The following is a 15,166-nucleotide window of genomic DNA, read 5'->3' on the forward strand; positions in this document are numbered from 1 at the left end:
CGGCACATTACGCTTCTTGTTCATCATCTTTTGATGATTTTTTTGCTTCAATAGCCGGAATAACGTTGTTGTTGCAATCGTCAATGGCTGCCTGTAGAACAGGTTGATAGACAGCAGCCTCCTGTTCACCCATCAAGGATTTCAATTCCTCGTAACGAGCCTTCATAGTAGATATACGCTTCGGAGTATTCGGTTTGTCCTTGCGAGTAAGGTATTTCACGATGTCAGCCACCTGCTTCTTCTTTATCTCCTCCTGTTCACGGACAGCAGCCTGAGCAGGGTCGTTCGCCTTGATGAAGTCAATCACCGCCGCCTTGAATGCTTCCTTATCCTCAATCTTGTCCCAATAAGGACGTAGCATGGTACGCAGTTCGGAAGGATTTACCTGTTTTTCCTCCATCTTTTTGATGAAAGTCGTGTCCTCTTTAAGGCGCACATACACAGCGGCCAATTCATCATCCACCCGTTCGTATATGCCTTCGTATTCCTCCACCAGTTTTGCAGCAGCTTGGGCGTGCGGTTCTATGTCCTTCGGATGTTTCCCATCAAGTGCCATCTGTTTTGCAATAGTTGCTTCCTCCGAAGCGCGGTTGCGCAGATCACGGACGGCATCCACAGCCTCTTGAAGTTTGAGGGGAAGCAGCCATTTCAGTTGGTCAAGATGAAGAAGCGCACCACCGGTTAGCGAGCCAGAGACCGTGGCAGGAGCCGGTGGAGTTTCGATGGGAATGTCCGCTTTCTTTCCGAATAGCGTTTCTTTATCTTCCTCCGCTTTACGTTCCTGTTCCTCCTTCAACGCACGGGCAGCAGCCTCCTGTTTGGTGGGTCGTCCCACATGCCGAACAAGAAGCGCCGGGTCGGAGAGATCCACCTTGGTATTCAACATCTTCTCCGCATCTGCCGTTACCTTGTCCGCATAGCGAGCCAGCGGTTTTATGCGTGAAATATAGTTTTTGAATCGAAGCGACTCTGCCACAAAAGATCGACAATAAGGGAAAGCAGACAGAAGAGACAGACCCAACTCGAAATCATTGCGGAATGAAGTCGTCATGGTACGCGCTTTCATCAGTTCCGGCAACACACGGGACTGCCAATTACAGTAATCCTTTGTCCACGACTGCCGCTCCTCTTCCGACATCTGAGAGAATAATTTATTTGCCATGATTTAATGAATTTATGAATGAATGAAACGATTGATTTATGAATTTATACGCAAAAATAGGAACAGGGGAAGAAGAATGCGGGACAAAACAGGGGAGGAGGGGAAACCATGCAGGGACGGGAATATAAAAAACGTCCCTCGCTATAGTAAACGAGGAACGCATTAGGAATATCTAAAAGACAACGGTTTTATCCTCCGGTAGTAGCAGCGGAAGCAAGCAGGGAATCCCAACCATCTTCCGGTGCTTCCACATAGAAGTTCGGGAAAGTGACACCACTAAGTTTGAACTCAAGAGTTGTCTGACGATCATCGCCAGGTGCGGCACCCGTGTCCGTCTTGATACCACCAGACTCCGCTTTGAGACGACGGTTGGGGTCATAGAGGATTTGGTTGTCTTCACCATCGGGTACGATGACACCGATGTTCAGGTTGTTGAAAGAACGAGCAAGCTCAGAAGTCTTGCGGTTTACCTTATCGAGGATAGCATTCCACGTCTGGTTGTAGCCACCATTTGGACCCTGACTTTCGCCCTGTACATGCTGCGAGTCGTCCTTCAGTTCAATTTTGTAGAGACCTTTTCCTGACTTAAAAGTAGGAGTAGAATACACATTCTTTGTGCGAGTAAGCGGTGCTGCAAGGTCACTCTTCAAGAAGACATACGCTACCGCAGCGGTGCCGGCTATGTTTTCCTCGCAGAAATCAGAGGTCAAGAAGTCCTCAAGATTCGGGCAATTCTGTTCAGCCATAATTATGAATGAAATTTGAGTTATACATTGGTAAAATTGATGAGTGTCGGGTGACGGCAGTGATTCCGTCACCCGACAGATTTACTCACTGAAGAAAGCTGTGAGGGCCATAGGCATCCCAGAAGCTGTGATGGAAATCTTGGCATCCGTCTTGCCGTTACTCCAAGACTTGAATGTCTTGCCAGTGTTAGGTACAGCCTCCAGTTCAATCACATCATTTGCAGCAAAATCAGCCGGCTCAGTGTATGTCTCACCATTAACCTTTACAGAACCGGCACCATCTACAGACACCACCAGTTTAGAGTTCGTGTAGTCACCGTTTACCACGTCAGGAGCGATGGAGCCGTCGGACATGACAAACGTGCTGGACAGCGGAGAGAGCAGGCGAGTACCCTGAATGGACTGAACCTGGAAGATTACATCCTGTACATCCTCGTCGGAACCGAAATGCGTCTTGACAAAAGTCTGGTTGCTGAGCGAATCCACACCATACTGCAGGTTGTCAGGGATTGTAGCCATAAGGCGGTCGCCGACACCAAAGTTGTCAGAAGGAGCAAATTCTACCTTCGGCATTTCAGGGATGATGAAGTTTCCGTTAGGCTTTCCGTCAGCGCCCTTGAGGTATTCTACCTTGTCATTGCCGTGGAACTTGTTGGAATACCCCTGAGCGATATAGATACCACGCAGGATGTCGCAGTGGAGGATGACCTTCTTCTGCTTACGCAGACGAGCATCCCACTTTGTCCACCACTCCGCTACGACATCGTAAGGAGTAGAGTCGTGCGCATCAGTAGGTGCGGTAATGGCCTCGCAAGCGACAAGATTCCCGTTCTGAGAACTGATAATTCCATCAGCCACATCATGAGCGATAACCGTGTGGAAACCATCGTAGAGTGAGAGTTTCTGGAGGTCTTCGTCCTCTGCTGTCTCGTTCTCCATATTACCGAAGAAAAGGTTAGAAGTCAGATCCTCGGCATAAGACATCAGAATAGCCTCGCAAGCCTCTGTAGCGAGAGGGTACAGCCCACCAGGTTTACCATCAGTGCCAAAGACCGTCTCGACATAGTTGTCGATGTTGTCTTTGTAACGGTTCCAGGTCAGTTTAGCCACCAACTCGCGTTCCTTGAGGAAGCCAATCTTGTTTTGTACAGGCGTACCCACCTTCTTACGACGAGTGGTGCCACCCTTGCGGACGAGGAGGTGGTCAGTCCTCTTGAACTTTACACCGGAAATCACCTTAATGCCCAAACGGGTGAGCAATTCAGGGTCGTAGTAAGCAGGACCCATGACGATCTGCTTTCCTACTTGGTTGGCCACTTGAGTGAGCGCCTCACGGCCAATGAACACAGGAGCATTATTTTCAGCCATTGTTCTAAGAATTTTAGTTTTATACTATGATAATTACTTGTGGAGTTTTGCCTTGTATTCGTCAAGAATACGCTTATTCTCCATCGGAGAGAGATTGTCATTGTAGGCCGGCATACCGCCTTCCTTGGTCAGATTAACACCTCTGCCGTTGGTAGATGGACTTTCATCTGTTGTTTCGGCAGCAGTGTGGGTAAGCGCAGTAATCTGTGCATCACGGTCGGCGATGGCCTGCTGTGCCGTAGCCAGTTGTTCCTGCACGTCATGCAGCTGCTGCTCCGCCGTCTGACGAGCCTCCTGTTCAGCCTGGATAGCCTGAGCGTGCTCGTTACGAAGTTCGGAGAGCGCCTGCTCATGTGCAGCGTTCAATTCCTGTTCACGATTTGCGATTGCATTCTGACGGTCAGCGGCATTATCGGCCACCTGCTGTTCCAGTTCTGCAACACGGTTTTCGGCCTTCTGCCTTGCAGCAGCCGAATCAGCGAGCGACGTTTCCATTTGGTCGAGCATGGCCGGCACGAAGTGTGCCCCCTCCTCATTGACCACCAGTTCCTGTACGCCACACGCCGAAGCGATGTGAGTGTATTCCTTCATTTTGGATTTAGTTTGAGAATTAGAAGTTTCTTGTGAAGCGCCACCATCGGTGGCGTTAGATTTTGTTTTTCCGGGTGCTTGTTTGGTGCGCGTTATACGTGCCGCCCCATCGTAGAGCGCGAAAGCACGAAGAATGGTGTCGCCGAAAGAAGCCTGAGCGTCACAGAGCACACCCGCCACATCCTCGGCATTGAATATCTTGCCATGAATATGGTCGTCGGTCGCTGCGGGGAAAGCAGCAAGCACATCCGAGCGAAACTCCACACCGAGGTCAGAAAGTTCTTTGACCAGAAGTTTGTCGTTGCCCTCATTCGCTATGTCACGGATGCAACGGTTCTTATCGAACGACTCAGGGTCGTAAATCTCGTGATACGTCTCGTTGGTATATTTGTTCATTTCTCCGTCCTTCTCCGTATAAAAGGCCGCCATCACACCAATACAACCTATACGGTTTTTCTGGTGCATGAAATACACCTCATCACACAATGAAGCGAGGTACATACCGGCCGACGCGCACATGCCGTCGATGAAAGCAAGGACAGGTTGGTTGAGCGAGTGCGCATATTCGATGGCCTGCTGGAAATCATTTTTCGCCCATGCCGATCCACCCGGCGTGTCGATATAGAAGATATGTCCCCGGCACATCTTATCGTTGGCCGCCCGGACGAGCCAGTCACGAAGTTCTGCAGAACCATAGGAACAAGCACCCCCATTGCGAGTGATAGGTCCCTGAACAGGCAGCACATTGACGAAAGGAGTCTCCATTGAACCGAGTTTCCAAGAATACTTCACCTTACCATCATCCGTAACCTGATATTCGAGAATATCAGGAACAGCACCTTGTGTGTGCTGTACAGCCACAAAAGGATGCTTCTTCTCCTTAAAAGAGATGGGCGAATGCGTATTCAAGTTGTGTTCAATCACCGAACGAGAAGCGTGAACAAAATCCGGAGAAATCATCCACAATTTGGTAGTCAGTATTTCAAGCAATCCATTCATATATTTGAATTATTGAATTTTCATATTGCAAAAATAAGAAAGCGGGATAGGGGAGAATGGAATGGGAAAGAGACAAAAAAGAACGTTTTAGGGAGTAGAAGCAAGTAAATTTCACTACTTACAGAACATTCCAAATGATGAAAGAACGACTCACAAGATGGAAAAATACAAGATATAATTACAGAGAAAAACAAAAAGGCCGACAGAAAACTGCCGGCCCAAAACAAAAGTTAAACCCAACGCCGTCACGCAGACGACCATTATCCAATCTTTTTACCTTGTACCACTATACCTATATATATATATTATGAAAGCGCGATAAGAGCACTCAGAGAAGACAACTTTATTTTGATTGTGAGAGAAGAGCTTGATGATTCCGTATTTTCCGTATTGCATACCGAAGTGTTAGCGAGCGAGCGAGACAACCATTTTGTATTGTCATCACGCGTAAAAACCACATGGAAGTCCTGTAAGTACAAAGGCTCCAAGGCATTTACCACCTCTGCACGCCGTAAGGTCACTGACAATTGGATGTCATGCTCATAGACAACACCTGCAGACTGACGAGTATCAGAGACTTTGACCATAGGATAGTCCGCCATCACAAATTCACCATCGTCAGGAGAGAGTGAGAAAGCTGCCACCGGAGTACCAGACAAAGCCCCCTCTGCAAGTGCCATAGACTTCGAGGAGACATTGAACGGGATAGGGAACGTACATTGGCTATCCAAATAAATCTCCATACGGACAATATCTGATATATGGTTTTCGAGACAAGACATAATATAATACTATTAAAGATTATCAGAAAAACAAGCAAATAAACGAGAACACCCAACATCCATAACTGGGAGAGAAGTATGAGCGGACAGACTGCCGCCATAAAAACATCGAAAACATATCATTATTTAACTATTTTTATGTATCAATTTTAATTTTGTTTACATATCATTTTTTCAATCTTCACCATCATATTTTGGTCGTCCACCCGTCAGTTCGTGTTCATCAATGCGAGATACAAGACCATCCTTGATGATGGCAGGACTGCTTGCCAAGTATGTCGCTTCATTGTGCCATCTCTGTTTGAGGCGTCTCAATGTTTCCCTTTCGTTAAGATCGTGAGACACTGGAATGTCGTATTCCATAAAGAACCGTTCCATGATTTCCACGTCAGAACGATGGATATTGTTTGCCTGAGCAAAGATGCGGTTGCGCGTCTCGAAATCGAGGAATACCCGGATAAACGACTCACGAAGGAGTTTACGCAGTTGGTTTGCCGCCGATGAGTCCAGCGTGTAAGACTTTGTGGTGCGCTCCACATGTCCATTAACATAAATCTCCCTTGGAATCTGTACACAAAGGAACTCGTAGGCATCCGTTTTAGTCCGGTTGTTAAGTTGTTCCAACGTACAAATCTCCGCATAAGACAGATAGTCCTCCGGGTTACGTAAGATGATAGGCTTACCACCCTGCGGCAATCGTCCACGCAACATATTCTGCCAGGCCGACTGCGAGTAGCATGATGCACGATGCTGCTTGGCTTCCGGAACGATGCGCAATCCATTAGCCAGCACCACGTACTCCTGCGTGTATGGAGAAAACACAACAGGCTGGTGAGCAGGCATTGACATGCCATCACCAGTCGCCCGCATGAAAGCAGCAACATATCTGGAAGTACGGATATAAATGTTCGCCATAATCAAATGTAAATATATAGTAAATAGACTTATATAAGAGACAATTCATCTGTTATCGCCAGAGCCACTTATCTTATGTCGTTCCATACAAGACTTCAGTTTTTTGATGTTCATAGCGATATTCTTAAATTGGGATCCAGCATCATTCAACAGTGTGGAACAAGACAAAAAAGCCACACTGACTTCCTTAGCCAGTTTAACCCGTTTATACTGTTGATATTCTTTCAGAGTCATATTTGAATAAAGTTATTGATTGTTCATTCATAACAGAAACGTAAGTTCAACCATCTTGCCACCTCCTTTTCAAGAGCGCAGCCACGAGAACTTTCGTGACCTTTGAGCAAACAAATCTCATCGCACGAGGCGAGAAAGAGACAGTCGAGTATGACCTGATATTTATATGGTATTCGTTCAAACAACGGTTGCAAGATACCCCACATACGAGTGGGATTAACAGGCTGCTCATCAGACTCACGTATCAGTTGCTCGATTCGATGGAAGTGGAGCATGTAATCCTTTTTTGTACGTCCAGACATAGGACCTGATATATAGACCCGAGCCTTTCTCGTTTTTTTATTTCTCATTGATTAAATTCATTTTTTCATAAAACATATCCAATGGGTATTACTCCTTTTACCAGAAATATGTCCAAATACAGGCTTTTCTGATGTCAGTTTCAGAACTTCGGAAACTTTGATGTCTGTTTCATTCCATTTGAATATGAGAAATCCACCGTGCATCAGAACTCTGAAACATTCATTGAAACCCTTGGACAACATATCGCGCCAATCTGAATACAATGCACCATATTTGATATGCTGATACCCTTTTGGTGTTGCTTTCTCATTAAGACTGCCATATATGTCAGCAAATTTTGAATTGCCGACGTTTCGCAACAGATGGGGGGGGTCAAAAACAACCATTGAAAAGTGTTCGTCTTCATACGGCATATTTGTGAAGTCTGCCTGAATATCAGGATCTACTTCAAATGTTCGTCCATCACACAACGTCGTTTCAAAACTGCGAATGTCTTGAAATAGCACCCTATCGTCGTTCTTGTCGAAGTAGAACATTTTTCCACCACAACAAGCATCAAGAATTGGCGAAGTATCTGTTTTGTTTATTTCTTTATGGTTTCTCATTGACAAAATCCATTTGAGACAATTTATTATATAGAATCTTTACCGAAAGACGCGCATTGTCCGAAAGCACCAGTTTGTCAGGAGAGATATAAGCATCTAATGCGTCACGGAGCGAATCGAGAGTAGGGTTAGGCGCACAATCATGGTGTCCGCATCGCTCCATTATCAGCTCATCCATTTTCCGATTATGCTCCTTGAGTAATTCCAGCATCATATATCCGCACAAGGCTTCGGTACGCATATCCTGATAAGGTGCATTCGGAAGAAGACGACGTATGTCGTTATTCATTGAGCACCACAGCACGGTAAAGTCATTTGCCGCTACCTTCAGAAATTTCTGCGATAGGGTAGAAATGCGCTTAATACCCATGTCATCCAAATTCTTTCTGAGTAGTTCATCATACCTTTTATACAGGACACCTACGGTGCGTGAAAGTTTTTTAAGCACCTCTATACGGTATTTTGCTGCCAGTTCCGTGGTACGAACCGCATACTGCCATGCTATGTCCGCTATTACCAATGGTCCCAATGCCATAAAGTAATTCTCCTGTTTGGTAAAAACCTTCAAGCGTTGTTCCACGCTTTGCCGTACCTGCTGGCGAAAGACCTCCTCCGAGCAGGGGGGGGGGGCGCATCAATGCCGACTGTAACGGAACCGATGGATTCTTGTCAGATACGGATAGGACAGACTGACAGATAGGTTTGGCCGTTTGTGTGGTAGTACGGTCATCAGGAATAGTACTGTGCATATCATCCGGCCTGTTCTCCTTATAGAAACGGTTGATAGATTTCTTCCATCGAACTATTACACCATGTTTTAGTGAAAGTTCCGTCACCTTATCTATGAAACGGTCGCACTGTGTCCAGTCGTATCGACGAGGCGAGTAAGGAGAGAGCAATCCGATACGCAGTTCACGCACAAAAAGCATTATGTCAATAATACAACTTAGAGAATCATTGAAGTCAATGACCGGTTCGATGGAAGCGAAAACGGAGAACTGCATCTCATGCAGCCGAGAAATAGCCTTTATGCGCTCCTGAGTAGAAGGGGCACCAGGTTCCATTTCATCATGTCCGGTCAGTGTGAAACCAATGTGAAGCAAATGGCGATAGGCATATAGAGAGCCAATATACACATCTTTATACAGCCAATTCACAGCCTTGGTAAGTATATATACCGGAACACCCTGAGATAGTGCATAATCTATGCACGTCATTGACAGATCCGTTGTCTGCGGAAGAAACGGGTCAGAAGAGAAAGAGAAGAACAAACCGCCATCCTCAATAATCCGCGTGCGATACTTATCCAGTTCCTTGCGGAAGATACGGACGGCCGACCACTCATCACCCAACGTAGATTTCAGTACCGCGTGCGGTCCACCCAAAGTATGAGCCATCGGTCCACGTTTGCAATAGCAATACGAGCAATTATGGTCACAACCCTTGTAAAGGTTACATGCCCATAGGGAATACTCCTCAGCCGCGCCTGCTGGTTGGTAGATAGCCTTACCCTTTATACGAGATGTTTCTTTCATATATTATCATTGTTTTGAGCCATCAACAGGGACAACGCCGATACGGAGTTTTCTACAGCCTGGAGATTAAGTATGACCGAGTGAGTAAGCTGTGCGTAATATGACAGTCTTTTATTCTCAGACATACCTTTGTCTTTTTCTTCACGGAGTTGCAATGCCATTTTTCTAAGGACATCCTCCACGAATGATTTTGTCATATCGAGTTCCTTCAGACATAATCCTAACTCTGCTGCATACATCATATATATATCTGAATTTTGTGCCATAAATTTTTGCTCCGCCATACTCTATTAAACATAATTAGTATTATATCATTTTCTCCACAGTCATTTTTCTGACCTCAGAAACAGGAAGATTGTACACATCAAGATTCGTCCACCACGATTCCTTACCTTTTTCAATATAAAGAGGTTGCAAGGCTTTTTCTTTTTCAGGACGACTTACGGAATCCACCCATTCCTCCGGTACAAATGTGTTAAATCTATTCTCCACGTACCACGTATTCTGGAAACGATAGCAATACGCACGATGCCTACGGCCATTAGTCCGTCCATTCTCACGGAAAACGACCGTAGCATAATTATTGCGCTGCATAGCCGCCATGCAATGAAGGAAGTCATCATCTCCACAGAAATGAGACTTACCATCAAAGAAAATAGGCCATATATCACGCCGGAGAAAAAACCAAATGTTATCCCTTTCTCTGTCAGACATTTGCGAGATGTACTTCGTGACAATCTCATGCCATATATGCTGCCGGAGATGAGAACCTCGAGCGAATCCTTCGATGGCGAAAAGGAAATCGTGCCAATCAAGAACCATTGTAATCATTGCCGTAACATTTAGATTGGAAATATCTTCGCATTGTCGTGAAGATTTATTTTTCTTTCAGTGAATGAAATCACACGGGAATCGTTGTAGGCGTCAATCAGCAGGTGTCCATAGTCCTCTACGCTTCCACCAAAAAGTTTAACCGTTACAGAACCATAGCATACGATATTCCCTTTCCCAGACACCACTGTTCGATCCATAGCAACGACTTTACCCTTCTCCACGTTAGCCCGGCACGCATCGGAGAGACGCACACAGGCTTTTTCTGCATTGACAAAAACATTGCAGGCACCCTTTGTCCACACCTTACGGGCACCAAACACATAGACACGGTGACGACCATCGACAACGAGTGCCGGAGACGGGGTTTCTCCATCCGCATCATCATCTCCTACGAGAATGATAGAAGGAGGTGCGGACAACGGAGGCACTTCATTGTAGAACACACCCGCGAGATTGATGTCCTCACGATAGATGTCATAGTTCTTTCGGAAAGCCTCCATCACCAGGGATGGCACCTCATGCAGAAAACCATCCCAATAGCGTTTCCATGCCGACACCAGTTCCGGTACAGTATGCGCATTGTGGAAAAAAGCCTGCGATTCCTCACAGTTACCCGACTGCGCCAGGATGCCTATGCACATCTCCTGAAAACGGGTGAAATACTCATTCTTCTCCACGATTACCCTCCTTTCTGTTCTTATCAATAGCCCGTCTCACCGAATCCCATTCCGCCATATCCAGCACATCCGTATCAGGGTCATACGTCCCAACCCAAAGGACGGTTGCCTTGTCTCCCACCACATCCTGAACAACAAAAAACTCGAACGGTTGGATAGTCGGAAAATCCACGTCCTGCATAGATATGCCATCGGCCGTAGTTCTTCTGATACGCTCCACCTCAGCCTTGGTAAGCATAGCCACCTCAGACCTCCGTCGGCCTACCGCCTTCGTCTGACAGTCGATGATATAATCATTCCACTGCTTCTGTTGCAATCTATACATCTGACAACAATAAAGATTACTGAGAAAAGTCTTCCAACGGCCCGCACCCTGTGCAATGAAAAACAGCGCGACAGGTTCGGATATAAACACCCGACGTTCCTTGTCATTCCAAGAAACCAATCCCACGCGAATCATCTTGTCAAAGATGGCAAACACCTTGGACAAAGCGGAGAGCCATTTCAGTCTCTTTTCCTCCTGACGGTGTTCCCGCCATTTTTTCAGCCATTTCATATCCGTATATGATTAAGTCAGAGAAGCATCAGGACCGGCAAACAAACGATGCTGGGAAAGGATTTCCTCGTGTATCAGAGATGCCGCCTGCTTCGCATTCGGATGCGGTTTTCCCGTATTACCGAGCAGACGAAGCCGAAAGATATGTCTCCATTCAAACGCCGAGTAGGTATATACCACGCGCGTTGCCGTATCAAGCGGCAGAAATCCCCGTGCATCCTGTGGAGGAAGACCGAGACGCAGCGCCATGCGATAAGCCCATTCCCCACACTTCCATGCCACGTTAGCCAAGAGTCGCTTCGTCCAGTGCGCACAATCATACCAGTGAGGCAAACAGATGGTGATACCACGCCCCGGACGGCCGAAGTTCACGTAGCGTGTAGATTGTTCCGCTATGCTGTTCGGACTGGTACGGTTCAGTTCACGAGATGTGCTTATCTGCGTCGTCAGACACACCGTATAGCGAAGACACATGAATGCTGTAGGGAAGTGCAGCTCAAGTGCCCGAGACACGAACCTATCTACCGACACCTCATAGGGGGTAAGAATTTTGGCAATCTTCAGATTATCATTCAAGTACTGTCCGTTTGTGGACAGGAAATATATACGGCCGTCCATCCCTTTTTTCTTGTAATATACACAGGTCACAAAAGGCGTATTCGTCAGTGCCACGCACAGACATGCCGGAACATCAGAAGTATTGCCAGATTGGAACACATAATAGTAAGACGCATGTCGGAACATCGAAAGATGTCCACGTGAAGCCAATTCATCACACAGTTCCTCCGGAGATTTCTTTCCCCCTTCGGACGCATAGCATACGCGTGCTGCACGAGCCACGTGCGCCGGATTAGAATTGTTTACCCACAGTTCTGCGGATGGAAGTATTTTTTTCATTATTACATAGATTATACCGTTTTACAAATTTCGCCTCATTGAGACAAATGTGCACATCCGTCCGGTTGCGCAAGAAAGAGTATTTGATGTTCAACTCATCCGACAATCCATCCGCTTCCACACACCACTGACCAAGGTAAAAATCGTAATGAACCGGAGCCTTGTATCGAAATGTTGTAAAAAAGCGTTCTCCATTACGGAGCATGATGTCGATGTCAAGGAATATAAACCGTTGCCCGGTGCCATCGACAAACGAATGTTTCGGAGGAGCTTTCATATATTCTTTAAGACTTTAATGTGATACCATATTGCGCACAGATGTTAAAGAATGTGCCGATACCTATGCGGTCCGGCCGGCTGAGCGCATTGAACTTCTGATCGCAGAGAGAAGCATTATACTTCTGACAGATGGCAGACACACGATGGAAGAAGTTGCGCCCCCACGGATCGGGTAAATTAGCCAGGGCAAATCCGACACGAAACCAGTCTGCATAGTCATTAGTGATGTCAATATGGTGCCGCTCCAGTTTCTCCACCAGAATACCCACCTTGTTCACAAGGTCATCCGAGGGCTCCGTATGCGGTTGATATACGGCCGCCTTTGGCGCCAGCATCTGAGAACCGAGGTCGATACCCGAATACGGGATTACATTCGGGTTAATATACGGATGTTCATCGTAGGAAGCGAAACGGATGCGCGTCACATCGCCACACTGCTTGTCAATGACGATTCCCAGTGCCGCATATTCGCGGAGCAAGGCACGGAACTGTTCCTTGTGGTACTGCGGATAATCCAGCGGGATAAGCGCAAAATACCCCGTTCCAGAGCAGGACAGCATCAGGAGTGCCACTTCGGGACGATGACGCAATGTACGAAGGACAGATTTCATATCCGAAAGCGACTGATTATCCTGCAGGTCGATGTCGATGCAAAGAAAACCCGTATGTTGAAGCAGATGTGCCGTGCGCCGACTCACATGTTCCGTCACTGAAAACAGTTCTCCTGTCTTCCGGTTCACTTTCTCCGAGGTCACTTCGCGCAGTTCAAAAAGTCCCGAAAGCGTAGCCCCAGGCAGAATCGTTTTCATCTTCTTGTAGTCCTCCCGTTTCTTCGCCTCCTTTGCCCCATACTGATCCACCAAGCCACGCAACTGCATGACCACCGATTTCCAGCGGTCAGTGAGGCAGAAGTCGCGGATGGTCATCTGCCGGATGACACTATTCGTAGTACGGTCGTAGAACCGTCCCACATTATCGTGCGCATCCGTATATATAGAGCAAAGTTTATCAAACATAGAAAAGGCTATTCAATTCTTATTTCTGTCATTATTCTTTTTAAGTTGCCCGTTATGACAGGCTTTGGGCATTTCCGCATGAAGTCGCTCCTTCATTTTGTCAAAGAAGCCACAGAACGAGTCCATCATGTCCACCTGACTATTCAGTTCCTGCATGAAGCACATCAGCATCAACATGGAAGAACCCAGGACCTCTATTGAGGTGAACGGATTGATACCTGCCTCTTTCATAAGAGTCAGTACCTTCGGTGTCATTTCTTGCTGAACCTTCAGCGACTCCTCTATGCGCTTCTGCTCGTTTTTGGATGTCAGACACCGGTCCTTGTCAATTTTCAATTTCTTAATCATATACACATTTGTATTATAAAGGTGGATTTTTACGTATGAAACGCGCATACAAACATTCCACAATATAGTTGAATGCGAGGGTGACAGCGAATCCCGTCACGACATATAGTACAGATGTGAGCCACCATGCCAGCCAAGCGAAGATCAAGGCTATAATCAGTTGAACACAGATTTCCTGTATATAATTTTTTTTGAAATAAGCATTACGCCATCGCCGTGGCTTGTCTGGATCCTTAATTTTGTAGTATCTCCAGGATGCGAATCCCCCCGTAAACATAGCAGCCAGTATGGAGCCTACAAGCAGCCAGGGAGCGTTCAGCAACGGCATAATCCAGCATCCAATGCCTAACACGAAGGCAAGCAGTGACCAGTTGAGAATGAAAAAATACCTGTTCATCGTGGTTATAATCTGTTATTGTGCTACAAAAATAAAGGTTTTAATCGGATTTACAAAATAAAATCTCTTGTTTTTGCGATTACGCCCCTTATTTTTAACGTTTAAGGTTGATTTCGATGAGGAAAGGATGAAAATCTGTCTGCCTGAGTATGTTTATCAGATGTCTTCTAATGGGACAACCCGATGACCAGTATTCTCGGAACTTAGCTCTCCGCCTTTGCTCACCACCCCACTCTCCTTATCTTTTTCCTTAGATCCTCAAAATAACTTTTTGAAGGTTGAGACAATGAAAAGGGGAAAGTCAGAAATGAAATAAAAAGTTGAGCAAAGAGACTAAAAGAGGGGAAAAGTAATTTTGAAAAATGCTCCAAAACACTGAAAACTATTACCCTTATACAAGTAAAAAGTTATTTTACCCTCTTTTTTACAAACATTCCGCACACAGGAAGAAAAACAAAAAAAAAGAAAAATCTATCAGAAACAAGCCAAAATCCCCTCATTTTGCTATCCATAATTTTTTCCTAATTATCTAATAGTCAAAAGAGAAAGTGGAACTTTCGTATATTGCTTTATGCCTTTTGAGGTCTGGGGAAAAGAGGGTCTTGGAGAGACGCAAAATTCGCAAAATAATCAGCAGGGTATGGAGAAAAACCACTTTTTCTCCTTTTGGACTTGAAAAAGGAGGGATAAAAGGAGGAAAAGTAGCGGAAATACAAGGGATTCCGAAGATGGGAGGACACTCTTAGCCCTCCTCCTTTTAGTCTCCCTAAGCATCCTTGAAAATCAGGAATGGCAAAACACACACGAACAGGAGTTTTTTTTGCGCGACCGCTTGCACATGTCAGGGGGATTTAGTAAATTTGCATTGTATATTAAATTGGGATATTGTTTGCTTTTTGTTTTGTTATAGGAATTGGAGCCT

At 45.9% G+C, this 15,166-nt stretch carries 17 protein-coding genes; all 17 read right to left on the reverse strand.

Features of this window, described 5'->3' with window-relative positions; translation table 11 throughout:
- Window positions 1–7 precede the first annotated feature (7 nt).
- The 17 genes from MoGM_RS08950 to MoGM_RS09040 all read right to left on the reverse strand — a co-directional run bounded on the left by MoGM_RS08950 (window position 8) and on the right by MoGM_RS09040 (window position 13,847).
- Window positions 8–1,162: a hypothetical protein gene (locus tag MoGM_RS08950; protein WP_146078702.1), complete on the reverse strand. Its 1,155-nt coding sequence runs from the start codon at window positions 1,160–1,162 to the stop codon at window positions 8–10.
- A 188-nt stretch (window positions 1,163–1,350) separates the two neighbouring features.
- On the reverse strand, window positions 1,351–1,908 hold the full coding sequence (locus tag MoGM_RS08955; RefSeq protein ID WP_104369741.1) for a hypothetical protein: 558 nt from the start codon (window positions 1,906–1,908) through the stop codon (window positions 1,351–1,353).
- An 81-nt stretch (window positions 1,909–1,989) separates the two neighbouring features.
- Window positions 1,990–3,276 carry a hypothetical protein gene (locus MoGM_RS08960; RefSeq protein ID WP_104369742.1) on the reverse strand — a complete coding sequence of 429 codons (1,287 nt, stop codon included), beginning with the start codon at window positions 3,274–3,276 and terminating at the stop codon, window positions 1,990–1,992.
- 33 nt (window positions 3,277–3,309) lie between these two features.
- Window positions 3,310–4,866, reverse strand: a complete 1,557-nt coding sequence (locus MoGM_RS08965; protein ID WP_104369743.1) for a hypothetical protein — start codon at window positions 4,864–4,866, stop codon at window positions 3,310–3,312.
- A gap of 305 nt (window positions 4,867–5,171) precedes the next feature.
- Window positions 5,172–5,546 carry a hypothetical protein gene (locus tag MoGM_RS08970; RefSeq protein WP_146078703.1) on the reverse strand — a complete coding sequence of 125 codons (375 nt, stop codon included), beginning with the start codon at window positions 5,544–5,546 and terminating at the stop codon, window positions 5,172–5,174.
- 276 nt (window positions 5,547–5,822) lie between these two features.
- On the reverse strand, window positions 5,823–6,563 hold the full coding sequence (locus tag MoGM_RS08975; RefSeq protein WP_104369745.1) for a hypothetical protein: 741 nt from the start codon (window positions 6,561–6,563) through the stop codon (window positions 5,823–5,825).
- 257 nt (window positions 6,564–6,820) lie between these two features.
- Window positions 6,821–7,147 (reverse strand): DUF4406 domain-containing protein, encoded by a 327-nt coding sequence (locus MoGM_RS08985; RefSeq protein ID WP_104369747.1) that lies wholly within the window; start codon window positions 7,145–7,147, stop codon window positions 6,821–6,823.
- Between the two features lie 9 nt (window positions 7,148–7,156).
- Window positions 7,157–7,705 (reverse strand): SAM-dependent methyltransferase, encoded by a 549-nt coding sequence (locus tag MoGM_RS08990; protein WP_233210236.1) that lies wholly within the window; start codon window positions 7,703–7,705, stop codon window positions 7,157–7,159.
- On the reverse strand, window positions 7,692–8,240 hold the full coding sequence (locus MoGM_RS08995; RefSeq protein WP_146078704.1) for a hypothetical protein: 549 nt from the start codon (window positions 8,238–8,240) through the stop codon (window positions 7,692–7,694). Before MoGM_RS08995 ends, MoGM_RS08990 begins: the two co-directional genes overlap by 14 nt.
- On the reverse strand, window positions 8,146–9,240 hold the full coding sequence (locus MoGM_RS09000) for a hypothetical protein (RefSeq protein ID WP_146078705.1): 1,095 nt from the start codon (window positions 9,238–9,240) through the stop codon (window positions 8,146–8,148). Before MoGM_RS09000 ends, MoGM_RS08995 begins: the two co-directional genes overlap by 95 nt.
- Entirely contained in the window at window positions 9,237–9,506 is a 270-nt protein-coding gene (locus MoGM_RS09005) for a hypothetical protein (protein WP_146078706.1), read from the reverse strand. Before MoGM_RS09005 ends, MoGM_RS09000 begins: the two co-directional genes overlap by 4 nt.
- 40 nt (window positions 9,507–9,546) lie before the next feature.
- Entirely contained in the window at window positions 9,547–10,071 is a 525-nt protein-coding gene (locus tag MoGM_RS09010; protein WP_104369751.1) for a hypothetical protein, read from the reverse strand.
- Window positions 10,072–10,082: 11 nt separating this feature from the next.
- Window positions 10,083–10,778, reverse strand: coding sequence for a hypothetical protein (locus MoGM_RS09015; RefSeq protein WP_158249591.1), 696 nt, complete (start codon window positions 10,776–10,778; stop codon window positions 10,083–10,085).
- Window positions 10,738–11,307 (reverse strand): hypothetical protein, encoded by a 570-nt coding sequence (locus tag MoGM_RS09020; RefSeq protein WP_104369753.1) that lies wholly within the window; start codon window positions 11,305–11,307, stop codon window positions 10,738–10,740. The genes MoGM_RS09015 and MoGM_RS09020 overlap by 41 nt, the downstream gene beginning before the upstream one ends.
- A gap of 12 nt (window positions 11,308–11,319) precedes the next feature.
- Complete coding sequence (locus tag MoGM_RS09025; protein ID WP_104369754.1) at window positions 11,320–12,204, reverse strand: FAD-dependent thymidylate synthase; 885 nt, start codon at window positions 12,202–12,204, stop codon at window positions 11,320–11,322.
- A gap of 284 nt (window positions 12,205–12,488) precedes the next feature.
- Window positions 12,489–13,499: a PriCT-2 domain-containing protein gene (locus MoGM_RS09035; RefSeq protein ID WP_104369756.1), complete on the reverse strand. Its 1,011-nt coding sequence runs from the start codon at window positions 13,497–13,499 to the stop codon at window positions 12,489–12,491.
- Window positions 13,500–13,511: 12 nt separating this feature from the next.
- Window positions 13,512–13,847: a hypothetical protein gene (locus MoGM_RS09040; protein ID WP_104369757.1), complete on the reverse strand. Its 336-nt coding sequence runs from the start codon at window positions 13,845–13,847 to the stop codon at window positions 13,512–13,514.
- Window positions 13,848–15,166: the final 1,319 nt, after the last annotated feature.

Source organism: Prevotella sp. MGM1 (genome assembly GCF_002933775.1).
Lineage (GTDB): Bacteria > Bacteroidota > Bacteroidia > Bacteroidales > Bacteroidaceae > Prevotella.